The sequence below is a fragment of the Candidatus Tectomicrobia bacterium genome, assembly GCA_016192135.1.
Taxonomy (GTDB): Bacteria; UBA8248; UBA8248; order UBA8248; family UBA8248; genus 2-12-FULL-69-37.
Window position 1 is genome coordinate 37,223 of record JACPUR010000041.1, and the last position, 22,574, is coordinate 59,796.

General features: G+C 66.2%; 20 protein-coding genes. 7 read left to right on the plus strand and 13 right to left on the minus strand.

The window, feature by feature from the left end; all coding sequences use genetic code 11:
- Positions 1–21 precede the first annotated feature (21 nt).
- Both HYZ11_17660 and HYZ11_17665 read left to right on the plus strand, forming a co-directional pair.
- Positions 22–1,770, plus strand: a complete 1,749-nt coding sequence (locus tag HYZ11_17660) for an iron ABC transporter permease (GenBank protein MBI3129438.1) — start codon at positions 22–24, stop codon at positions 1,768–1,770.
- The gene (locus HYZ11_17665) at positions 1,767–2,849 is read left to right on the plus strand and encodes an ABC transporter ATP-binding protein (GenBank protein MBI3129439.1); all 1,083 of its coding nucleotides are present in this window, start codon (positions 1,767–1,769) and stop codon (positions 2,847–2,849) included. The genes HYZ11_17660 and HYZ11_17665 overlap by 4 nt, the downstream gene beginning before the upstream one ends.
- 22 nt (positions 2,850–2,871) lie before the next feature.
- On the opposite strand, the gene HYZ11_17670 is transcribed toward HYZ11_17665, so the two are convergent.
- The 10 genes from HYZ11_17670 to HYZ11_17715 form a co-directional block, all read right to left on the minus strand.
- Complete coding sequence (locus tag HYZ11_17670; protein ID MBI3129440.1) at positions 2,872–4,287, minus strand: MmgE/PrpD family protein; 1,416 nt, start codon at positions 4,285–4,287, stop codon at positions 2,872–2,874.
- Between the two features lie 45 nt (positions 4,288–4,332).
- Positions 4,333–5,355, minus strand: coding sequence for an LLM class flavin-dependent oxidoreductase (locus tag HYZ11_17675; GenBank protein MBI3129441.1), 1,023 nt, complete (start codon positions 5,353–5,355; stop codon positions 4,333–4,335).
- Positions 5,356–5,383: 28 nt separating this feature from the next.
- The gene (locus tag HYZ11_17680; protein MBI3129442.1) at positions 5,384–5,917 is read right to left on the minus strand and encodes a carboxypeptidase regulatory-like domain-containing protein; all 534 of its coding nucleotides are present in this window, start codon (positions 5,915–5,917) and stop codon (positions 5,384–5,386) included.
- 125 nt (positions 5,918–6,042) lie between these two features.
- Complete coding sequence (gene secA / locus HYZ11_17685; protein MBI3129443.1) at positions 6,043–8,853, minus strand: preprotein translocase subunit SecA; 2,811 nt, start codon at positions 8,851–8,853, stop codon at positions 6,043–6,045.
- 125 nt (positions 8,854–8,978) lie between these two features.
- On the minus strand, positions 8,979–9,680 hold the full coding sequence (locus tag HYZ11_17690; GenBank protein ID MBI3129444.1) for a M23 family metallopeptidase: 702 nt from the start codon (positions 9,678–9,680) through the stop codon (positions 8,979–8,981).
- A gap of 404 nt (positions 9,681–10,084) precedes the next feature.
- Positions 10,085–10,909, minus strand: a complete 825-nt coding sequence (locus HYZ11_17695; protein ID MBI3129445.1) for an SDR family oxidoreductase — start codon at positions 10,907–10,909, stop codon at positions 10,085–10,087.
- A gap of 4 nt (positions 10,910–10,913) precedes the next feature.
- The gene (locus HYZ11_17700) at positions 10,914–11,324 is read right to left on the minus strand and encodes a carboxymuconolactone decarboxylase family protein (GenBank protein MBI3129446.1); all 411 of its coding nucleotides are present in this window, start codon (positions 11,322–11,324) and stop codon (positions 10,914–10,916) included.
- Between the two features lie 67 nt (positions 11,325–11,391).
- Positions 11,392–12,321: a fumarylacetoacetate hydrolase family protein gene (locus HYZ11_17705; GenBank protein ID MBI3129447.1), complete on the minus strand. Its 930-nt coding sequence runs from the start codon at positions 12,319–12,321 to the stop codon at positions 11,392–11,394.
- A 52-nt stretch (positions 12,322–12,373) separates the two neighbouring features.
- On the minus strand, positions 12,374–13,462 hold the full coding sequence (locus HYZ11_17710; GenBank protein ID MBI3129448.1) for a mandelate racemase/muconate lactonizing enzyme family protein: 1,089 nt from the start codon (positions 13,460–13,462) through the stop codon (positions 12,374–12,376).
- A gap of 9 nt (positions 13,463–13,471) precedes the next feature.
- On the minus strand, positions 13,472–14,647 hold the full coding sequence (locus tag HYZ11_17715) for an acyl-CoA dehydrogenase family protein (GenBank protein MBI3129449.1): 1,176 nt from the start codon (positions 14,645–14,647) through the stop codon (positions 13,472–13,474).
- Between the two features lie 342 nt (positions 14,648–14,989).
- On the opposite strand from HYZ11_17715, the gene HYZ11_17720 reads away from it, so the two are divergent.
- The 5 genes from HYZ11_17720 (at position 14,990) to HYZ11_17740 (ending at position 19,770) form a co-directional block, all read left to right on the plus strand.
- Positions 14,990–15,853, plus strand: coding sequence for a putative selenate ABC transporter substrate-binding protein (locus HYZ11_17720; protein MBI3129450.1), 864 nt, complete (start codon positions 14,990–14,992; stop codon positions 15,851–15,853).
- Positions 15,854–15,913: 60 nt separating this feature from the next.
- A complete protein-coding gene (locus tag HYZ11_17725; GenBank protein ID MBI3129451.1) occupies positions 15,914–16,738 on the plus strand; it encodes a phosphonate ABC transporter ATP-binding protein in 825 nt (274 codons plus the stop codon).
- Positions 16,735–17,586: a phosphate/phosphonate ABC transporter permease gene (locus HYZ11_17730; protein ID MBI3129452.1), complete on the plus strand. Its 852-nt coding sequence runs from the start codon at positions 16,735–16,737 to the stop codon at positions 17,584–17,586. The genes HYZ11_17725 and HYZ11_17730 overlap by 4 nt, the downstream gene beginning before the upstream one ends.
- 14 nt (positions 17,587–17,600) lie before the next feature.
- Positions 17,601–18,449: an ABC transporter permease subunit gene (locus HYZ11_17735; protein MBI3129453.1), complete on the plus strand. Its 849-nt coding sequence runs from the start codon at positions 17,601–17,603 to the stop codon at positions 18,447–18,449.
- Between the two features lie 166 nt (positions 18,450–18,615).
- Complete coding sequence (locus tag HYZ11_17740; GenBank protein ID MBI3129454.1) at positions 18,616–19,770, plus strand: trypsin-like peptidase domain-containing protein; 1,155 nt, start codon at positions 18,616–18,618, stop codon at positions 19,768–19,770.
- A 24-nt stretch (positions 19,771–19,794) separates the two neighbouring features.
- Here the strand turns inward: HYZ11_17740 and lgt are convergent, their stop codons facing one another.
- The 3 genes from lgt to nrfH form a co-directional block, all read right to left on the minus strand.
- Positions 19,795–20,571, minus strand: coding sequence for a prolipoprotein diacylglyceryl transferase (gene lgt / locus HYZ11_17745; protein ID MBI3129455.1), 777 nt, complete (start codon positions 20,569–20,571; stop codon positions 19,795–19,797).
- 94 nt (positions 20,572–20,665) lie between these two features.
- On the minus strand, positions 20,666–22,054 hold the full coding sequence (locus tag HYZ11_17750) for an ammonia-forming cytochrome c nitrite reductase subunit c552 (protein MBI3129456.1): 1,389 nt from the start codon (positions 22,052–22,054) through the stop codon (positions 20,666–20,668).
- Between the two features lie 36 nt (positions 22,055–22,090).
- Complete coding sequence (gene nrfH / locus HYZ11_17755; GenBank protein MBI3129457.1) at positions 22,091–22,549, minus strand: cytochrome c nitrite reductase small subunit; 459 nt, start codon at positions 22,547–22,549, stop codon at positions 22,091–22,093.
- Positions 22,550–22,574: the final 25 nt, after the last annotated feature.

Below are 22,574 nucleotides of genomic sequence, written 5' to 3' on the forward strand. Positions count from 1 at the left end.
GACGGAGGCGGCGGACAAGGAATGGTCACGGCGACTGAATCCTTCCGCTCCGCCGGGCGGACCCTCCGCCGCGGCTTCCACCTCGACCTCTGGACGGCGGGCGCCGCCCTCATTGCGGCGGTCGTCGCCGCGCCTCTTTTCTTCGTGCTTCTCATGGCCCTCTCCCCCAGCGGGGGAATCTGGGAGCACCTCCTCGCGACCGTCCTCGCCCGCTACGTCCGCACCACCCTGTCCCTGATGCTCGGGGTGGGCCTCGGCACCCTCTTCATCGGGACGGCTGCCGCGTGGCTGGTGAGCCTCCACCAGTTCCCCGGCCGGAGGCTCTTCGAGTGGGCCCTCCTCCTTCCCATGGCCATGCCGGCCTACATCATCGCCTACGTCTACACGGATCTCCTGGAGTACGCGGGGCCGGCGCAGGTTTTCCTCCGGACCCTCTTCGGCTGGACGAGCGGGCGCGACTACTGGTTCCCCGAGATCCGTTCCCTGGGCGGAGCCATCGCCATGATGACCCTCGTCCTCTATCCCTACGTCTATCTCCTGGCCCGCGCCGCCTTCGCGGAACAATCCCTGAGCCTCCTGGAAGCCAGCCGCACCTTGGGCTGCGGCCCCTGGCGGAGCTTCCTCACGGTGGCGCTGCCCATGGCCCGCCCGGCCATCGTGGTGGGCGTCAGCTTGGCCCTCATGGAGACCTTGAACGACTACGGCACGGTGGACTTCTTCGCCGTCCAGACGTTTACCCTCGGCATCTTCGACGTATGGCTGAACATGAACAGCGTCTCCGGCGCGGCTCAGCTCGCCCTGGTGGCCCTCGCCTTCGTCCTGGCCCTCATCGGGACGGAGCGCTGGGCCCGGCGCAACCAGCGCTTCTATCAGACGGGTTCGAAGTACCGCGCCGTTTCGCGGCAGCCCCTCCAGGGGAAGAGGAGACTGCTCGCCTCGGCCGCCTGCTTCGTCCCGATCCTCCTGGGCTTCCTGCTCCCGGCCGGGGTCCTTCTCCGCTATGCGCTGAGGTACTCCGACCAGATATTTTCGGGGAACTACCTCGCCTACGCCTGGAACAGTCTTTTGCTCTCCGCCGTGAGCGCCGTCGCCGCCGTCGCCGCCGGCCTCTTCATGGCCTACGGCGCCCGGGTGGGAGGCGGCAAGGCCGTGCGGGCCGCCGCGCAGTTCGCCAGCACCGGCTACGCCGTCCCGGGGGCCGTGCTGGCCATCGGCGTCCTGATCCCGCTGTCCCGGCTCGACGCGGCGCTCGACGCCCTCTGGCGGGGCATGACCGGCGCCTCCGCCGGATACCTGCTGACGGGCTCCATCACCGCCGTCGTATATGGCTATCTGGTGCGCTTCTTGGCGCTATCACACGGCGCCTCCCGGGCGAGCCTCGCCAAGATCACCCCCGGCATGGAAGGCGTGGCCCGCACCCTGGGCCACGGCCCCTTCCGGACGCTCCTCGGGGTCCACCTGCCCCTCATCCGGGGAAGCCTGCTCGCGGCGGGCATCCTGGTCTTCGTCGACGGCATGAAGGAGCTGCCGATGACGCTCATCCTCCGGCCCTTCAACTACGAGACGCTGGCGACCTACGTCCATCAGTACGCCTCGCGGGGGCTGCTGGAGGAATCCGCCCTGGGCGCCCTGACCATCGTCGCCTCGGGAATCCTGCCGGTCATCCTCCTGAGCGCCACCATCCGGAGCGCCCCAAGGAGCGGGGATTTCGGCGACCCCACGCGCGGCTCGGTGCCGGGCACCCCGCCGCAGGCGGAGGCCGCCCGGTGAGGGAAACCATCCTGGAGCTCTCCGGCGTCACCAAGCGCTTCCCGGACGCCACGGAGGACGCGGTCAGCCGGATATCCTTCTTTCTCCTGAAAGGCCAGGTATTCTCCATCCTCGGCCCCTCTGGCTGCGGAAAGACCACGACCCTCCGGCTCATCGCGGGCCTCGACCGGCCCGACGAGGGCGAGATCATCCTGGCGGGCCGCTCCGTGGCGGGCGGGCGCCGGTGGGTGCCGCCTGAGAAGCGCGGCGTGGGCATGGTGTTCCAGGACCACGCCCTCTTCCCCCACAAGACGGTGGCCCAGAACGTCGCCTTCGGCCTCCAGCACCTCGGCCGCATCGAGCGGCTCGCGCGGGTGCGGGAGGTACTCGCCCAGGTGAACCTGACGGGGCTTGAGGAGCGCTACCCCCACCAGCTCTCGGGCGGCCAGCAGCAGCGCGTGGCCCTCGCCCGGGCCCTCGCCCCGCGCCCCGAGGTACTTCTCCTCGACGAGCCCTTCAGCGCCCTGGACGCACGGCTTCGCAGCCAAGTGCGCGACGAGCTCGTGGGCATCCTGCGCCGGAGCGGGCAGACCTCCCTCATCGTCTCCCACGACGAGCGGGACGCCCTAGCCGTCTCGGACCGGATCATCGTAATGAACAAGGGAAGAATCGAGCAGATCGGGACCCCGCGCGAGGTCTACCAGTTTCCCGCGACAGAGTACGTGGCCCGCTTCGTCGGGCAGACGAACATCCTGCCCGGGATCATCCTGGAGTCGGGCTACGACGAGGTGATGACCTCCATCGGCCCCGTCCCCTGCCTTTCCATGCGGGACCTGGACTTCGGGACCGACGCCTTCATCTCCATCCGGCCCGAGAGCTTCACCATCGATCCCGGGGGCCCCTTCCGCGCCCGGGTGGCCCACATCGCCTACGGCGGCCAGTACATCACCCTGGTGGTGGAGCTGCTGCAGGAGCCGGGGCTGGGCCAGCGCCTCACCATCCACGCCCATCCCAACCTGCGGGTGGACGTGGGCGAGGAGATCCGCTTCCGGATCATCCCGGACTTCGTGACCGTGATCGAGGACGTGAACGGGGGTTGAGACGCGGCGGGCCGCGGGGCCCTCAAGCGTTCCGCAGGATCCCGGCGACGGGCTCGACGCTCGCGAGCGAGTCGAGCCCGAGAATGGCCTCCGCCAGCGCCTCGGCCCTGGGGCGGGAAAGACTGCGGCAGGCGTTGTCAAGGAATTTGAACTTCAAATCCTCCACCGAAAGGGGATTTTCGGGGCAGCCGCGCTGATACTTCTCCTCGGCGGCGAAGGTGCTCCCGTCTTTCAGGCGGATTTCCACCCGGCCGGAGAGAAAGCGCGGAAAATCGAACCCATCCTCCCGCCGGTAGGAGACTTTGGAGGCCACCTCCAGGACGCGGGGATCGTGGATCGCTTCCCCCTCGAACTCCCCCACCCCGCACCGGCCCCGCACGAGGACGCTCCCCAGGCAATAGGGGAGCGAGAACTTGGCGTCGTACTCGGTGCGGGGGCGGCACTTCGCCTCCGCGGGCTCCAGCACCAGCGCGATGGCGCCTGGAGCGGCGTGGCAGAGGATGGAAGTGATCGCCTCCGGGGCGAAGCCTCTCTCGCGCTGGACCCGGAGGGCGGCGTCCAGGAAGGCGTGGATGACGTGGCCGCAGGGGTAGGGCTTGAAGGCGGTGGCCAGGGTCTCCCAGCGCTCGCCGAGTCCTGAGGCCACGGCCGCGGCATCGAACGCCTCTCCCTCGAGATGGCTCCGGAGGAGGCCGAAACGCCCCTCGATGACGGTGGGCGGGCCGCCGAAACCCCCTTCCGCCAGCGCCGCCGCCGCGATGCCCGCATGGGCCGCCCACCCCGGGTGAAGGGCTTTGACGGGGCTGCCGTCCTCCAGGTACTCGAACAGCCCGGCTGCCATGCTCCCACAAATGCCGAGGGCCGAGACGAGCCGCCTGCCGTCCAGCCCGGCCAGGAGGCCGTAGGCCAGGGCGGCGCCGAACGTCCCGGCGATGGCCGTCATGTGGAACCCTCGGGCGTGAAATCGGCCCGGGGCGGCGAGGCCGATGCGGATCTCGCTCTCGAAGCCGGCGACAGCGGCGCGGAGCATCTCTCGTCCGCTCTTCCCGAAGGCCTCCGCCCCCGCGAGGGCGGCGGGGATGACGGGAGCGGCGGTGTGGATGACCGAGAGGGTGTGGGTATCGTCGAAATCCAGGGCATGGCCCAGGGCGCCATTCAGCAGAGCGGCGCCCGCGGCGGGCATTCGCCGCTTCTCCCCCACGGCGCTTGCAGGCCCCAGATCGCCTCCCTCCTCCCCCTTGGGACGGCCCGTCAGGGCGCGGGCGGCGGCGCGGAGGGGGGCGTCGACCGGGGTGGAATGAGCAGCCAGAGCGATGCCGATTACGTCGAGCGCCAGGAGCTTCACCTTCTCCACCACATCAGGGGGAATCGCCTCGTAGCGGAGGGTCTCGGCGAAGCGGCAGATCCGCTCGCTCGCGGCAGATGGCGGGGTTTCCATGGGGAATCCTCTCTCGTCGCGCCAAGTTTCGAAATCTCTTTCCGCTTACGCCTTGACCGCCCGCCTCACCTTGGGGAACACCTCCCCGGCAAAGAGGTGCATGGTGTCGAGCGCCAGGCCCTGGGGCATCCCGGGCCACTGGGTACTCATGATGAGGTGGTTCACGCCGAGGAGCCGGTTCAAGCGGACAATCTGCTCGGCCACTTCGTCCGGCGAGCCGATGATGAACCTCTCCTCCAGGAGCGCGTTGAACTCCTGGTCCAGCTTGTTGTCCTCCTTGGGCATGGCCCGGCCCTGCCCCCACTCGTGGTATGACTTGTACTTCGTCTCGAGGTAAGGCCGGCAGAGGCGCATCGCCTCCTCCCGGGTGCGGGCCACGAAGGCCTCGCGCCGCATGGGGAGTTCCTTCGGGAAGGGCTTGCCCAGCCGGTCGAGCTCCTTCCTGTAGATGTCGAGCTGGCGCTCGATGGTGTCCATGCGGTTGTGCGGGTTGATGTACCAGCAGTCCCCGATCTCCGCGGCGCGGCGGATGCCCGGGTCGGAGTTCGCCCCCACCCAGACGGGCGGATGGGGCTTCTGAAGGGGCTTGATGGGGCAGGAGGCCTCGATGAGCTCGAAGTGCGAGCCCTTCATCGTGACTTTCTCCTCCGCCCAGAGCCGCTTGATGGCCTCGAGGTTCTCCACCATGCGCGGCACCCGCTCGGATTGGGTGGTGCCGAAGGCGCGGAACTCCACCTCCCGGTAGCCCAGACCGATCCCGAAGATGAGCTTGCCGCCCGAGGCCACGTCGATGGTGGCCAAGGTTTCGGCCAGGTCGAGGGGCTTGTGGAGGGAGAGGAGGAGGATGCCCGCGTTCAGCCTGAGGCCCGGCGCCACCGCCGCCACCATCGCGAGGAAGGGGAGCTGCTGGGGGCCCTGGAAGGGATGGCCGCTGAAGTGCTGTCCCTTGGTGATGGAGTCATAGCCGAGCGCCTGGGCCGTGCGGACCTGCTCCATCATCTCCTGAAGGCGGAGGCGCATGTCGTCGCCCAGAGGGAACTGGCCCCGGAGCATGAGGCCGAACTGCACGGCGGCGCCCTCCTGCGCGAGAAAGATTTTACTTAAGGACGGGGGCGAAGGTGGTCTCGCCCTCGAGCGCGTCTCCCCGGAAAGTGAAGCTCTTTCCCCTCGAATAGTACCACCAGACCTCCGCGCCCGGCTCGCCCGGCTTGACGCGCACCTCCTCTGCGATGCCGTACCCTCGGATGACCCGGGCCTTATCGGAGTCCTTGGAGTAGGCCTTGAGGACCTCCTGCACCTTGGACCAGCCTCCGTGGAAGGGGATCCGCAGGTCGAACACCCAGTGCCCGCCCGGCCTCACATGGGAGGTGAACTCCACCCGGTCGGGCCGGGCGTAGCGCACTTCGTCGAAGCCTGGGGCAAAGAAGCTGAGGTAGTAGCGGGCCGAGCCGGTCCGGAGCGGAAAAGAGAGCCGGTAGGTTCCGTCCGCCGCCGTGCGGGTCTCGGCGAGGGGCTCAAGGCCCTGCCGGTCCAGCCGGGGGTCGGGCGGCAGGGACCGGGGGACGGCGAGGACCTGGACGGGAACCCCGCCGATGGGGAACCCGCCCGTCTCCCGCACCACCCCCGCCACGACGAAACCGCCAGGGGGGCCGCCGCCCTCGGCCCCCCTGGAGGAGGCAGGCGCATCCGTCCCGCCGCAGCCCGCAAGGAGCAGAACTCCCAGGAATGCCGCCCCCGCGAGGGCTCCCAGGCGGCTCACCGGCCGTGGCAGTGCTTGTACTTTTTTCCGCTGCCGCATGGGCATGGATCGTTGCGTCCCACCTTGGGCGTCTTGCGGCGGACGGGCTCGGCGAGCGCGCCGTTGTCGGTGTCGCCGCTGAACCCGGAGGCGTTCGAGTGGGTGTAGATGAGCTCCTGCTTGGGCTCCGGTTCCTCGATCTGGACGCGCTCCTCGGAGACGTCCAGCCGGTAGAGGTACTGGATGGCCTCGGAGTCGATGCGGTCGTTCAGGGCCTCGAAGAGCGCGAAGGCCTCCTTCTTATACTCGTTGAGCGGATTCACCTGGGCGTAGCCGCGCAGGCCGATGCCCTCTTTCAGGTGCTCGATGCTGGTCAGGTGCTCCTTCCACTGGGCGTCGAGCACCTGGATGTAGACAATCCGTTCGAGATCCTGGACCACCTTCTCGTCGAAATGGCCGTACTTCGCCTTGAATACCGCCTTGATGAGCTCCTGGAGCCGCTCGGCCACCGCGTCCCGGGGCTCGTCCTCCAGATCGATCGCGGCGCCCTGTTTCTCGAAAATGAGCTTGTATCCCTCGATCTTGACCGGGACCCCGAACTGCCGCTCGAAGGCCGCCGCGAAAGCTGGGAGGTCCCACTCCTCGAAGTGCACCGCCTCCGGAAGGTGGAGGTCCAGGAGCCCGTCGAGCAAGCCGGCGGCCATGTCCTCGGTGCGGTCGGCGATATCTTTTCCTTCCAGGATGTCGCGCCGCAAGGTGTAGATGACCTCGCGCTGCTTGTTCAGGACATCGTCGTACTCCAGAAGATGCTTGCGCATCTCGAAGTGATGCGCCTCGACGCGCTTCTGGGCGTTCTCAATGGCGCGGGTGACCATCCGGGCCTCGATGGGGACGCCCTCCTCCATCCCGAGCTTTTCCATGATGCCCTTGATGCGATCGGACCCGAAGATGCGGAGAAGGTCGTCCTCGAGGGAGAGATAGAAGCGCGAGCTGCCCGGGTCGCCCTGGCGGCCCGCCCGGCCCCGGAGCTGGTTGTCGATCCGGCGGCTCTCGTGCCGCTCGGTCCCCAGCACGTGGAGGCCGCCCAGGGCCACGACCTCATCATGCTCGGTGGCGCACTGGGCGCGGAATTCCTCGATGGCGGCGTCGAACTCCGCCCCTTCGCTCGCGTTTGCCGCGGCCGCGGCGAGGAATTCGGGATTGCCTCCCAGGAGGATGTCGGTGCCGCGGCCCGCCATGTTCGTGGAAATGGTGATGGCCTTCTTCCGCCCGGCCTGGGCGATGATCTCCGCCTCGCGCTCGTGGTTCTTCGCGTTGAGGACGTGGTGCGGAATGCCGCGCCGCTTGAGATGGGCCGCGAGCTTCTCGCTTTTTTCGATGCTGACGGTGCCCACCAGGACCGGCCGGCCCTTCTTGTACCAGTCGGCAATCTCCTCCACCACGGCCTCCAGCTTCTCGCGTTCGGTGCGGTAGACGAGATCGGGATACTCGGTGCGGATCAGGTCCCGGTTGGTCGGAATGACGGCCACGTCGAGCTTGTAGGTCTGGTTGAACTCGGCGGCCTCGGTGTCGGCGGTACCCGTCATGCCGGCCAGTTTCTTGTAAAGCCGGAAATAGTTTTGGAAGGTGATGGTGGCGAGAGTGATGTTCTCCTCCTGGATCTTCACCCCTTCCTTCGCCTCCAGCGCCTGGTGCAAGCCGTCGCTGTAGCGGCGGCCGGGCATGAGCCGCCCGGTGAATTCGTCCACGATGATGACCTGGCCGTCTTTCACCACGTAGTCGATGTCCCGCGTGAACAGGGCGTGCGCCCGCAGGGCCTGCTCGACGTGGTGGAGCACGGTGATACTCCCCATGTCGTAGAGCCCCTGGCCGTTGGAGAGGACTCCCGCCCGGCCGAGCAGCCGCTCGGCCTCGAGCACGCCCTTCTCGCGCAGGCCCACCGTGCGGCTCTTCTCGTCCACGATCAGGAACTCGTACTTCTTCTTGCTGATGGCGTCCTTCCCCTCCTTGTAGCCGTCCGCCGCCTCCCCGGCCTCCGGCGGCTCGTCCTCGGCGCCGCGCGGCGCCTCGCGCAGGAGGGGCTGGATGAGGCGGTTGATGACAGCGTACAGGCGGGTGGCCTCCTCGGCCGGCCCGCTGATGATGAGGGGGGTGCGCGCCTCGTCGATGAGGATGCTGTCCACCTCATCCACGATGGCGTAGTTCAGGCCGTGCTGAACGAGGGACCCCGGCTCGAACTTCATGTTGTCTCGCAGGTAATCGAAGCCGAATTCGTTGTTGGTCCCGTAAGTGATGTCGGCTCCATACGCTGCCCGTCGCGCGAAGTCGTCCATCTCGTGCTGGATGCAGCCGACTGTGAGACCCAGCCCCTCGTAAAGGGGTCCCATCCACGCGGCGTCGCGCCGCGCCAGGTAATCGTTCACGGTGACGATGTGGACGCCCTTGCCGGACAGCGCGTTCAGGTAGGCGGCGAGGGTGGCCACGAGGGTCTTTCCCTCGCCCGTCTTCATCTCGGAGATGCGGCCCATGTGAAGGACGATGCCGCCAATGAGCTGGACATCGAAGTGGCGCATGCGCAGGAAGCGCCGGCCGGCCTCCCGCGCCACGGCGAAGGCCTCGGGGAGAATGTCGTCCTCGGTCTCGCCGGCGGCCAAGCGCTCGCGGAACCGGGCGGTCTGCGCCTTGAGCTCAGCATCCGGCATCGCCTGAACGCGGGACTCCAGCGCGTTGATGGCCTCCACCCTGGGCCGGATGCGCTTGAGGAGCCGATCGTTGGCGGTCCCGAAGACCGACTTCATGGCGGAGACGACGGATTGGACAACGGCCATTCAAGACTCCGAAACGGCGGCTTCACCGCGCAAAACACCGCGAAGCGCGGCAAATTCAGCCCGCCAGATTACCATGCGGAGGGGGGGACGGAAAGGGATGGGGCGGAAATCCTCAGCGCTTGCGGTTATCTCCGGAAAACCACTTCCTCCACGATGTAGAGCAACGGGTTCACCGCCACGCCGTTCAGGCGGACTTCATAGTGGAGGTGGGGTCCCGTCGAGCGGCCTGTGCTGCCCACCTCGGAGATTGCGTCGCCCCGGCGGACCTTCTGCCCGACCCGGACGAGGTTCCGGTGGTTATGGGCGTACCGGGTGACGATGCCCTGCATGTGGCGGATTTCGACGATGTTCCCGTAGCCGGACTCGCGCCCCGAGGTGATGACGACGCCGTCGGCGGGGGCCGTGATGGGGGTGCCTACGCGGGCCACGATATCGAGGCCCGCGTGGAACTCCGACCCGCCGGTGAAGACGGAACGGCGCTGCCCGAAAACGGAGGTGACCCAGCCCTTGGTCGGCAGGATGGAGGGCGTGTGCGCCAGGAGGACGCGCTTGTCCCGGAATACCCCGATGATTTCCTTAAAAGCGTCCTCCTGAACCGTGGCGCGCCGCTCCATGTCCAGGAACTGCCGGCTCAGGCGGCCCACGACCAGCTTCTCGTTCTCGGGCAGCTTGTCCATCCTGTCCAGCAGATCGGTACGGTTCACGCCGCCGACGCCCAGGTCGGTCCCGCGCTCCGCTGGCTTGAGCGAGGCCATGATGCGGAGTTGCTCCTCGAGCTTCCGCAGGCGGACGAGATTCTGGTCCATCTCCCGCACGCGCTCGCCCATCCGCTCCAGCACGCTGCGCTGGGCCTGCACGCGCTCCTGCAGGGGCTCCAGGCGGGAGAGGCTATGCTCGAGGGTGACTCGGTCGTATATGAGGTAGCTGCTGGTGCCCAGAAGGGAAAGGATCAGGAGGAATGCCAGAACCACCGCCACACGGGAAATGGCGAACCGCCTCGCCCCGCTGTCGTGGCTGGGGATGACCATGATGGTGTATTTCTTGCCGGCCACTTCTACCCCCATTGTTGCAGAATTACAGGGAGGGCCTCGATGCGTTACATCCGCGTCCCCATTTCGGCGGATTACTTCAAAGTTGCTTTAAATTGGGCTTTTTTTAGCTTCAAATGCGAACCTATCAGGTCTTTACCTTACTTGTCAAGGCCAAGGTTATTTTTTCAGAATTTTCATAATCAATGCATAACCGCCCCCGAATCCACCAAAAGGGCCTGACCGGTGATGGTCCGGGCATCCTCGCTGGCGAGGAAGGCGACCGAGCGGCCGATATCCTCGGGAGTCTGCTCAAGGCGGAGGGGGGTTTGGGCCACGAAATGCTCGAAAATCTCCCGCGGCTTCATGCCGGAGAGCGCGGGGAGCTTGGCCCGGTAGAGCTCTGCCAGGCGCTCCCACATGGGGCTCCAGATGAGACCGGGGCAGACGGCGTTCACCGTCACGCCGTGCGGCGCCGCCTCCCGGGCGAGCGCCTGAGTGAAGATGATGACGGCGGCCTTGCTCGCGCTGTAGTGGGGGATGGCGGGCGTGCCGTACCTGCCGGCACGGGAGGCGATATTGATGATGCGGCCCCAGCGCTGCTCCTGGAGGTGAGGAAGCGCTGCCTGGCAGGGGAGGAACACTCCTTTCACGTTCACCTCGTATGCCGCGTCCCAGTCCGCCTCCGTGAGGTCGGCGAGGGGCAGCCCCAGCTTGAGCCCAGGGCTTCCGATGACCCCGGCGTTATTGACCAGCACATGAAGGCCGCCCAGCTCCCGGCGCGCCTCCTCGACCGCCGCCCGGCACGCCGCGCCGTCCGTGACATCGAGCCCGAGGGCGATGGCGCGCCCCCCCTGCCCTTCGATCTCCGCCGCGGCGGCCTCGGCGCCCGCCAGGGAGATGTCCGCCAGGACGAGGGCCATCCCCTCCTCGGCCAGGCAACGGGCGATGCCCCGGCCGATGCCGCCGCCCGCGCCGGTGACGAGGGCGGTTTTTCCCTCCAGCCCCCGGGACCGTCCCGGGCTCATGGCCTCACTTCTCGCCGGTCCCGTAGCCGGACATAGAGTATCCCTGTTCCACCCAGCCCTGATAGACCTTGATGGCCTCGAGCACCGCGGGGATGCCCGCGTAAGTGCTCATCTGGATGAGGACTTCGAGGATCTCCACGTCCTTCGCCCCATAGCTGCGGGCGGCCGTGAAGTGGGAGCGGAGCTGGGCGAAGCGCCCCGAGGTGCAGAGCGCCGCGATGGCGCACAGTTCGCGCGTCTTGTGGGGAATTACGTCGCGGTCGTAGAGCCCGCCGTGCACGAACTTCTGCATCAGGTGGGAGAAATGGGCATCAACCTTGTTAAGCCTCTTGAACAATGCCTCCGTGTAACCCTCGCCATACTGCGTATCCCCCCGTCGAATGGCGGCGGGGTCTATCGGCTGCTCTTCCGGCATTCCAGCCTCCTGTTGGATGTCCTGCCTCGCCCTTCCACAAGCCTCTGGTCCTTGCGGCCTCCCAGGCTCAGGCCGCCACCACGGGGTTCACGAGCTTGCCCAGCCCCTCCACCTCGATTTCCACCACGTCCCCCGCCTTGAGGAAAGCGGGTGTCGCGCGGGCGTAACCGACGCCCGAGGGGGTGCCCGTCATGAAGAGGTCCCCCGGCTCCAGGGTGAAACCCTTCGAGAGGGAGGAGAGCATGGCCGGAACGCTGTGGATCATCTTGTTCGTGTTCGAGTCCTGGCGTGGCTCGCCGTTCACGAAGCTCCGGATCCGGAGGTTGGCCGGGTCCTTCACGTCTTCCTTTGGGACGATATAGGGGCCGAGCGGGCAGGAGCCGTCCAGCGTCTTGCCCTTGAAGATCTGCTTGTGGGCGCGCTGGAGATCGCGCGCCGAGATGTCATTCCCGCAGCAGTAGCCGAAAATGTGGTCGTTCACCCTCGGCTCGGGAATATCCCGGCCCCGCTTACCGATGATCACCACCAACTCGGCCTCGTAATCGAGCTTCGCCGTGCAGGCGTGCTTGGGAATGCCCGCTTTGTGGCCAATAAGGGTAGCCGGCGCCTTAGTGAAGAAGATGGGCAGATCCGTTCCCATTGCTTGGGTCTGCACATCTTTGGCCTTGAGGCCCTCCTCCACGTGGTCTTTGTAGTTGAGCCCCATGCAGAGCACGTGCTTCGGAGGGTCAGGGACCGGAGGCAGGAAGGTGACACTCTCCGGGTCCATCAGGACCGGGGCGATGTCCTTGTCCTTCGCCCTCTTCTCCGCCTCGGCCACAAGGGCCCGCACGCGGGGCCCGAGTTTGTCCCATCTCTCGATCAGCTCGCGCATGGAGCCGACGGCCAGGTCCGGCTGGCCCAGGATGCCCGCGATGCGCGAGAGATGGGCGACCTTCTCCCCCACGCAGACCCCCACGCGGCGCAGTCCCCGGTAGTCGTAGGTCAGAAGCCTCATGGCATGACTCCCATCGATGGGCCGGCGCCTGGGCGCCGGTCGGTTGATCGCCTCAGTCCGCCCCGAAACGCTTGAATGCCTCGGGCGTGAACTCCACCCCGTGCCCCGGCACATCCGGGACGCGAAGGCTCCCCTTCTCCAGCTTGAACTCCCGGGTGAGCGTGCCCGGCGGGAAGAGCTCCATGTACTCCACCATGGCGCCGGCCGGCGACGCCGCGACCGGCCCGGCCGAGACGTCATGCGCCAGGTGGGTGGCCACCGGCAGGTTGTAGGCATCGGCCAGGTGAAGCACCTTCATGAGCTCCGTGATCCCGCCGCACCGGCCCACATCGGGCTGGAGGTACGCGGCGGCGCGGCGCTCGCACATCTCCCGGAACCCCCACCGCATGTAGGCGTTCTCGCCCGCCGCGACAGGCACGTGGCTCTTGCGCGCGACTTCGGCCAGATCGTCCAGGGAATCGGCGATGACCGGCTCCTCCATCCAGGCCACGCCCAGATCAGCCAGCATCCGGGACACCTCGACCGCCTCGCGCACGTTGTACTTCTGGTTGGCGTCCGCGTAGAGGGTGAACTTGTCCCCCATTTCCCTGCGAAGCATGGAGATGCGCTCCCGATCGCGCGGAGTGCCGATCTTGAGCTTGTAGCCGCTCATCCCCTTCTCGGCACTCCCCTGCGCTTCGTCCAGGAGCTCGGCATCGGTGAGGGTGTGCCAGCCGCCGCTGCCGTAGGCGGGCACGCTCTGGCGGTGGCCGCCAAAGAGGCGGTTCAGGGGGAGCCCCGCCGCCTTGCCCACGATGTCCCAGGCGGCGATGTCCACCGCCGAGAGGGCATACACGCCCAGCCCGGCCCGCAGCCGCGCCTTGTTGGGGGCCCACAACCGGTGCCACAAGGCTTCGGGAGCCAGGGCGTCCTGGCCCAAGGCCAGGGGGGCGAACTCGTCCCGGGCGTAGACCGTCATGGCTGCCCCACCCTCCCCGCCCAGCACGGTGGTGTATCCCGTCCCCGAGGGCCCGCCCTCGGTGTGGATGAGGACGGCGAGGCAGTCCACGTGCTTGTACACTCCCAGCGAGCTCGAGAAAGGCTTGGCCAGGGGGATCTTGAGCCGCTTCGCCTCGAGGGCGCGGATCTTGAGGCCGGGCATGTTCACCTCTCAGAGAAAGTTCATGGACCGGATGCGCATGGCTTGGTTGGTGCCGTCCGAGTGCAGGAAGCTCGTCACGTCGCGCAGGTACTTCTCCATCGGGGCCTCGGTCATGTAGCCCATCCCGCCCCAGACTTCAAGGGCGCGGGTGGCGATGCGGAAGGACGCCTCCGAGACAAAGCACTTGGTCATGAAGCCCATCTTGGGATCGTAGAGGCTGTCCTGGCCGGCGGTCCAGGCCGCGTAGTGGAGGAGCCGGCGGCTGGCCTCGTACTCGGCGAAGCAGTCGCAGAGCATGAAGCCCACCGCCTGGTGCTCGATGATGGGCTTGCCGCCCTGGACCCGGTTGCGGGCGTATTCCAGGGCGTCCTCGTAGGCGGCCCGGGCGGTGCCGAGCACGGTGGCGGCCGCCTCGATGTTGGAGCCCCGGACGAACCGCCGCCGGGCCTTCATCGCCTCGTTCACGGCCGTCACCCGGTTCGCGTCCGGCACGCGGCAGTTCTGGAAGATAAGCTCTGCGTTCAGGGAGAGCCGTTGGCCCATCTTGTCGTGGATTGCACCGATGGAGAAGCCGGCCATGTCGGGGGTGACGATGAAGTAAGTGAGGCCCTCGCTCACGCCCTTGGAGGGATCGGTCCGGGCGGCCAGGAAGTAAAGCTTGGCGATGCCTCCGTTCGAAATGAAGTGTTTGGTGCCGTTCACCACCCAGTCGTTCCCATTCCGTACGGCGGTGGTGCGGACGCCCGCGGAGGGGCTGTCGAAGGGAAGAATGTTGTCGGTCCCGCCCGATGGCTCCGTCATGGCGACCGCAAGATGGAAGCGGTGATCCTCGAGGAAGCGCGGCAGGTAGCGGGCGCGCTGCTCCTCGTTGGTGAGACGCTCGAGGAGGTGGGTGATCTTCCAGGTCTGGTCGAAGGTGACGGCCACGCCCAGGTCGCCCCAGGCCAATTCTTCCCCTACCAGACAGAGGGTCAGGACGTCCGCCCCCGCCCCGCCCATCGCCTCGGGCAACGCCAAGGTGCGCAGCCCCGCGCGGCTGCCCTTCTCCAAGATATCCCAGGGGAAGCGCTTGTGAGGATCCTTCGTCTGATCGAGCACTTTCGCAACGGGCCGGATCTCCCGCTCGGCGAACTCATGGGCCAGCCTCTGGAGCGCCAACTGTTCTTCGGTGAGCGAAAAGTCCATGCCTTGCATTCCTCCCCCGCGCGATTGAGCCGGCGGGCGCCGATGAATGAATGAAATGCGGAATGGCCGGAAACCCGGCGGATGGTATCGGCACCGCCTGGATTGCGCAAGGCGCGCGGACTGCTTGGTCCTGTTTTAGGCCGCGCCGGCGCCTGGCCTTAGGCTTTCTCCTCCTGTTCGCTCTTCTTCAAGGGGACGCTTTGCGGTCTGATAAGAGTTGACAGCCAGAGCCAATGCATAGAAAATACTTCTTGCAGGCATCGGAAACATCAATGCCAACGCAGGGCCGGCTATGGGAAGATGTTCACGCTTTTCCCGCCTTTTTCTTAGGAAATGAGGCGAATGCGACAAAAAATCAATGCGTTTCTTGGGCTTGTGCTGGCCTGTTCCTGTTTCGCCCTGACACCGGCGTTCGGGGCTGGAACTTTCCATATTTCGGCCATCCCGGACGAAGCCCCGACCAAGCTCATCCGCATCTTCGAGCCCATCGCCAGCTACCTCTCCAAGGAACTGGGCGTCCCGGTGAAATTCACCCCTCTCGTCAACTACGCCGCCACAGTCGAGGCCCTGGCCGCGAAGAAGGTGGACATGGTCTGGTATGGGGGCTTCACCTACGTTCAAGCCCGCATCCGGACAAACGGGGATGCGGTGCCCCTCGTCATGCGCGACCGCGACGCCGTGTTCAAGAGCTACTTCATCACCCGCGCGGGCGGGGGCATCAAGAGCCTCAAGGACCTGAAGGGCAAGACGTTCGCCTTCGGGAGCGTGAGCAGCACCTCGGGCCACCTCATGCCCCGTTTCTTCCTCCTGAAGGAGGGAATCTCCCCCGAGAAGGATTTCGCCAAGTTCAGCTTCAGCGGCGCCCACGACGCCACCGTCAAATGGGTCCAGGAGGGCAAGGTGGACGCTGGAGCACTGAACGAGCAAGTGTGGGAGAAGATGATGGCCGGAAAGCTGGTGGACACGAAGAAAGTGACCATCTTCTACACCACTCCGCCCTACCATGACTACAACTGGACAGTCCGGGGCGGCCTGGCTCCCGAGTTCCGGAAAAAAATCAGGGATGCCTTCCTCAAGCTCAACTACGCCAAGCCGGAGGACCGAAAGATTCTCGATCTCCAGGGGGCGAAGAAATACATTCCGGCCAGGCCGGGCGACTACGACAGCATCGAAGAGGCCGCCCGGAATGCCAAGCTGTTGAAGTAGCCTTCCACTTGCGGGGACGGGCCCTCCCCGCCGGTTTTTTTCGCGAGGTGTGGATTGAACCTGGCATTTGAACTCAACGGTGTCTCCAAGCGCTTCCGCCGTGCCGGCGGCGGCTGGACGGAAGCGCTCCAGGGCGTGGATCTCGAAATACGCCCGGGTGAAGCGGTGGCGATCATCGGCCCGAGCGGAGCGGGCAAGACCACCCTCATGCGCCTCCTGAACCTCTCCCTGCGCCCGGACGAAGGGGCGCTTCGCGTGGACGGAACCGACCCCACTTCCCTCTCGCAAAGCGGCTTACGAAAACTGCGGGCCCGCACGGCCACGGTTTACCAGCAGCACCATTTGATTCCGGCCCTTCGCGTCGTCCACAACATCCTGGCCGGGCGGCTCTCCGTCTGGTCGCTCGCGGGCGCGGTGCTCTCCCTTTTTTCGCCGCGCGAAACCGCCCTGGCGGCCCGGGCGGCGGGCGAGGTCGGGATTCTCGAAAAGCTCTGGGAGCGCACCGACCGCCTGAGTGGAGGCCAGCAGCAGCGCGTGGCCATCGCCCGCGCCCTGGTCCAGAACCCCCGCCACTTCCTCGCGGACGAGCCCGTGGCGAGCGTGGATCCCTCCCTCGCCGACGCCATCGTGGGCCTGCTCCGGCGCGTGTGTGCCGGCGACGGCAAGACCCTGGTCGTGAACCTGCACGACGTCCCGCTGGCCCTGCGCCACTTCGGGCGCATCGTGGGCGTCCGGGACGGGCGCGTCCGCTTCGATCTGCCCGTGGAGGAGGTGGACTCGGGCCTCCTCGTCAGCCTCTACGAGGGGGATGAGGAGCTGACTTCGGACGTTCGCCAGTGGTTCCAGGAAATCTTTCAGGTGGGCCAGCCGGGGCTGCCTAGGTGAATCAGGCGGCGGTCCCGCCCTCTCCGGGGGCATCCCGGGAGCGCAGAATCCTCACCGGCGCCGGCCTCCTCATTCTCCTGGGAAGCTTCGCCTACACTCAATCGAATCCGGCCCTCCTTCTCTCCCCGGAGGCGCTGCGCGCGATCGGGAGCTTCGCCGCCGCCTTCTTCCCGCCGGACCTGAACCGGGATTTCCTCTCCAGTTCCCTTGGACCCGTAATCGAAACCGTCCAATTGGCGACGGCGGGGGTGGCCTTGGCCATCCTCGTCGGTTTCCCGATGGCCCTCCTGGCCGCCGGCAATTTCCACCTTGGGGGCGCCCTTTTCGAGGGCGATCCCGAGCCTTCCCCGGCGGTGCGAAGACTACGGGCGGCGCCGTACTGGCTGTCGCGGCTCCTCCTCAACTTCATGCGCTCCATCCCGGAGCTGATCTGGGCCCTCATCTTCGTCCGCGCGGTGGGATTAGGCCCCCTGGCCGGCATTCTCGCGCTCGGGGTGGCCTACGCCGGCATCCTCGGCAAGGTCTTCGCCGAGATCATGGAAAGCGCGGACCTCCGCCCGGCCCTCGCCCTGCGCGCGGCGGGGGCGAGCCGCCCCAAGGTCATCCTCTACGGGATCATCCCGCCCATCTTCCGCCAGTTCCTCTCCTACGCGCTCTACCGGTGGGAATGCGCGATGCGGGCGGCCGCCATCATGGGCTTCGTGGGGGCGGGAGGCCTGGGCCAGCACATCGAGATTGCCATGCGCATGTTCGAGCACCGCCAGACGGCCACGCTCATCCTCGAGTTGGCCCTCCTCGTCGCGGCCGCGGATTTCATCAGCTCCCGCCTGCGGAGGAAGCTGGCATGAGCGCCGCGCCGGGCATGGGCGCTCCCATCCCCCGCCGGCCTGGCGGATGGGGCGTCCTCGCCGCCTGGGGGATTCCCATCCTCCTCGTGCTGTGGAGCTTCAACGGCGTCCGGGGGGAGCTGGCGGGCTTCTTCACCGCCGAGAGCGCGACACAAATGTGGGCCTATATCTCGAGGCTCTGGCCGCCCGACCGCTCGCCGGAGTTCCTCCTTTTGGTGGCCCGCGCCACGGCCGAGACCTTCGCCATCTCGGTGGCGGGAACGGCGGTGGCGGCCGCCATCGCGGCGCTGCTCCTCTACTTCGCCGCCTCGGACGACGTCCTCGGAGCGGGCGGGGAGCAGGAAAGCGCCTCCCCGGGAAGAGTCATGGGCCGGCGCGCGGCCTACCTCGCCGCCCGCGCCGCCCTCAACCTCATGCGCTCGATTCCCGAGCTGGTGTGGGCCATCATCTTCGTCTTCGCCGTGGGGCTGGGCCCTTTCGCGGGGGTGTTGGCTCTGGGCGCTCATAACGGAGGGGTCATCGGAAAACTTTATGCCGAGACGCTGGAGAATGTCCGGAGGGGACCGGTGGAGGCGCTCAGGGCGGGAGGCGCGCGGCGGTCCTCGGCTTTTCTCTACGGAGCACTGCCTCAGGCGTGGTCCCAGCTCGTCGCCTACACCTTCTACCGCTGGGAGGTGAACATCCGCGCCGCGGCGGTATTGGGCTTCGTGGGAGCGGGCGGCCTGGGGCAGCAGATGCACATCGCGCTCTCTCTTTTTCTCGAATCCCGCCTCGTCACCCTCATCGCGGCCGTATTCATTCTGGTGAACGCCGTGGACTTGATGAGCGGCTACCTCAGAAGGAAGCTGGACGCGGCCTTCTGACAAATATTTCCTCCTGCAGATTAAGCAACCGGGATAACCCTTCGTTTCAATGCAAGGTATCCCCGCCTTTTGCATCCTCCAGACGCGGGCCTGTCCCTGATAAAATCCCCGGCAAAATCAAAGCGCATGGCGCGATTTTCCTCCGCGCTTAGATTAATAGTTAGGGATGCGAGGGGGCATCCAGAACCGCCGAACATGGATATCTGGCGAAAACGGCACACCCAGCAACCGGCACCCCCTCTCTTGCCAAAGCCGGCTGATTCAAGCCCAGCAATCAAGACGCCGAAGCCAGCAAGGCCAATGGAAATCAATCGCCGCTCTCTTTGTCAAAATGAGGTCGGAAATGTCATCCGTTTCCCGCAAAGCCAAATTCCGCGCCATCCGCAAGTACGGGACGCTCACGTTGATGGGAGCCGTGACTTTCATCCTCGGTTTTTCCGTCGCCTTGAATATTTATCTGGCGAGATTCATTCCTCGGATGGATGGCGGCTACGACAATTACGCTGTGTTTTTGAAATCAGCGCGGACGGACCTGCCACGCATCTCCGAGGCGATGGTGAGGCTGAAGACGGTCACGGAATTCAAGCCGGTGGACGGGGGCCAAGGAGCGGACGGGGGGCAGAAAGAGGCCACCCTTGAAGGAACCGGAATCGTGCTCGGCCACGGCTTCATCCTGACCGTGGCGCATTCCCTCAGCCAAGACAAGGTGAAAGTCATGACACCGGCGGGGCCGGTCGAGATGCCCGCGCCGGACAAGGTATCGGAGAAGACTTTCCTGGAGTGGCAGGGAAAGTCCTATCCGCTCAAGCTCATCCTGAAGGACAAGAAGCATGACGTGGCGCTGCTCAAGGTCCCGAAGAACCTGGATCTTCCTTCCTTTCCCTTCCCCATCGGCGACAGCGACGAGCTGCAGGTGGGCAACTTCGTGTATGTCATCGGAAATCCCCTGAACTCCGGCGTCAACGTCCGGGAGGGCATCGTGAGCGCTCTGTCGCCGCCCCCCGACATCTCCGCAACGGCGCCGGCGGACGTGGACGCCTTCATGCTGAGCAACGGGCTTGTCCCCGGCGACAGCGGAACGCCGGTGGTCGCCATACGCGACGGGAAGCTCGAGCTGGTGGGCATTTCCCATGCCACCATCGGCACCACGCGCATCGGATGGGCCATCCGGATCAACTCCGTCCAACATCTGTTGATCGATGCCCTCAGGAAGCAGGGCTGGAATTGCAATCCGCTCGGACCCGGCGAGGGCCGGATGGACCGGAAAGTCTCTTTCGTGAAACTTCTCGAGGATTTCAGCTGCTCGCCCGAAATTACATAAAACGCCGAACGGCGGGTGCCGCGGCTAGGCTTTCTCCGGGTCCTCCCAAAGCCGCCAGCGCCAGATGACGAGGCCGAAGACGGCGGCCATGACGGCGCTCGCGACATAGGGGGCGCGGACCGGCCCGAGCCAAAGATCGTCGGCGCGGAAGCCGGTGACGGCGGCGCGGCTGATCGCGTAGAAGATGAAATAGAGGCAGAAAATGAAGCCCGGGCGGTGCGGCCTGAACCGAAGGCGCATCATCACGAAGAAGAAGAACAGGTTCAGCACCAGCTCGTAGAGCATGACGGGGTGAATGGGCTGGCCTGGGAACTGCCGCCCCGCGAGGCTCGTGGGGGGAAATATCACGCCCCACGGCTTGCCGGTCGGCACGCCGTGGGCATCCCCGTTCATGAAGTTGCCGAAGCGGCCGAACACCTGCCCGAGCATGATCGCCGGCGCCACCGCGTCGGCGAATTTCCAAATGTGGATCGGACGGCGCCTGAGGTAGAGCCAGCCCGCCAGGATTCCGCCGATGAGCCCGCCGTGGATGGCGAGGCCGCCGTGCCAGATCTGGATGATCTCCCAAGGGTGACGGCCGTAGAAATCCCAGTTGAAGGCCACGTAGTAGATGCGGCCGCCCACGATGCCGGCGAACATCACGAGGATTCCGAAGTTCATGATCTCGTCGAAGATGATCGGGAGCCGAGTGCGCTGGGCCTCGCGGTGGACGAGCCATGCGCCGGCCACGACGGCGAGAACGTACATCAACCCGTACCAGCGGAGCGCGAAGGGGCCGATTTGGACGATGGTCGGGCTCAAAGGCTTCCTCGGCGGCGGACTGTGTGGGGGAACCGGTCGCTGGCTACCTTACCCCACCTGGAAGGCGAGTGCCACGCTCTCCGCCTTTCCCGCGTCACCGGCCGTTGGAGGACGCCGCCTGCGGCCCTTTCCGCAGCGCAAGCTGCCCCTTCCGCGCGAAATCGATGGACTCGCCCAGGATGCGGGCCGCCTCCTGGGGGGCGTGGAAGCCGGTGGAATTCTCGGCCTCGACGAAATCTAGGTAGAACTGGGCCTTGCGCTGGAAATCCTGCGCCTCGGCCAGCGCCGGACCCTGGAAACCCCCGGCCCGCGCCGCTTTGATGTCCGCGATCAGCGCCATCAGGGCGTCCATGGCAATGTTCCGGAGCTTGAAGGTCCGCTGCTGGATCTCTTCCACCCGGCTCTTCAGCTCGCTCTCGGACCACTTGTGGCAGGTCTGGCACGCGCGGTTGATGTTGAGGAGAGGGCTGCGCACGTGGTGGTCGCTTATCTTGAGGGCGCCCACCCGCTCGTAGGGCATGTGGCAATCGGCGCAGGCTACACCCGAGCGGGCATGGATGCCCTGGCTCCACATCTCGAACTCGGGGTGCTGGGCCTTCAGGGTGGGGGCACCCGTGTCGGCGTGGGTCCAGTCCCGGAACTTGGCTTCGTCGTAGTAGGCCTGGATATTTTCGACTTTCAGGCCTTTCGCCCAGGGATAGACCAGCCGCTTCTCGGCGCCCTTGAAGTAATATTCGACGTGGCACTGCCCGCAGACATAGGCGCGCATCTCCTGGCGGGTGGCCATCTTGTTCACGTCGTAGTCCTTGATCCCCTGCGAAGCCTTGAGGTCGCGGATTCCCTCGATGAAGCCCGGCCGCGTAACGCGGAGCTGCATGGTGTCGGGAGCGTGGCAATCGATGCAGGCCACGGGGTGATTGAGGAGCTTCCGGGCCTCCATGTAGGGCATCTGGTTCATCTTCTCGAAGCCCTTGATCAGGTCCCCGTTCCCCAGCTTCTTGTACGGGACGTAGACCGAGGCGTGGCAGTGCGCGCAGGCGCCCGGCTGCTTCGCCACGATCTGGCGCTCGGTGAAAGTCTGATCCTCGAGCATGTAGGCATGGCCGCGCTCCTCCCGGAAATCTCTCGAGAAGGCGTAGCCGGCCCACATGGTCTTCAGCCGGGGGTCCTCCTCGATCTTGGATTGCGAGACGACCGAGCGGGGGTCGGCCTTCGACGGGGTACGCGGCAGCGCCTCGCTGCCCCCGTAGCGGGTGCGCACTTGGTCCACGGTCCGGAGGTAGCGGTCGTACTGGAGGGGGAAATTCTTGCCCCAGACCGCGGGGTCCTCAATAGTGTCGTTCAGATCGACCACCCGGTAGAAGGGATTCCTCGCCTCCTGTTTCCGCTCCATGATGTTGACCAGGAGCGCGAGGCCTCCCATCATCGCGGCCGCCGCGACGACAACCGCCAGGACGATGAAACCGAGCCGCTTGCCGCGCATGACTTGCTCCCCTCGTTTTTCTGGCTCCCGCCCCGCCTAGTGCAGGTGCCCCACCGACCGGTGGCAACGGACGCAATCGGTGGCGGGCGCCCCCTCCTGGCCGTGGGCGATGGCGTTCACGATTTCCTGATGGCAGCTCCGGCAGGCCCTCTCCGTCACGTCCAGGTTGCGGGCGTTGATCTGGATGGGCTCATGGAAGCGGCCGGTGGTGAAGGCGACCGAATGATTCCAGCCGTTCAGCATCTTGGTCTGGTACTTGCCGACCAGGTCCGGCGGCGTATGGCAGTCGTTGCAGACGGCGACGGCGCGGTGGCTCGAGGCGAGCCAGCCGGAATATTGCTCCGCCATGACATGGCAGTTGGCGCATGCCGCCGGATCGTTCGTGAGGTAGGAGGCGCCTTTCGCATACAGGAACACGTAGGCACCCGTGCCGGTTGCCGCCCCGACCAAGCCCGCCGAGAGAAGCGCGGCCCAGAACAATCCGCTTTGGCCCATCGAAAACCCTCGCGAATGAGAAAAA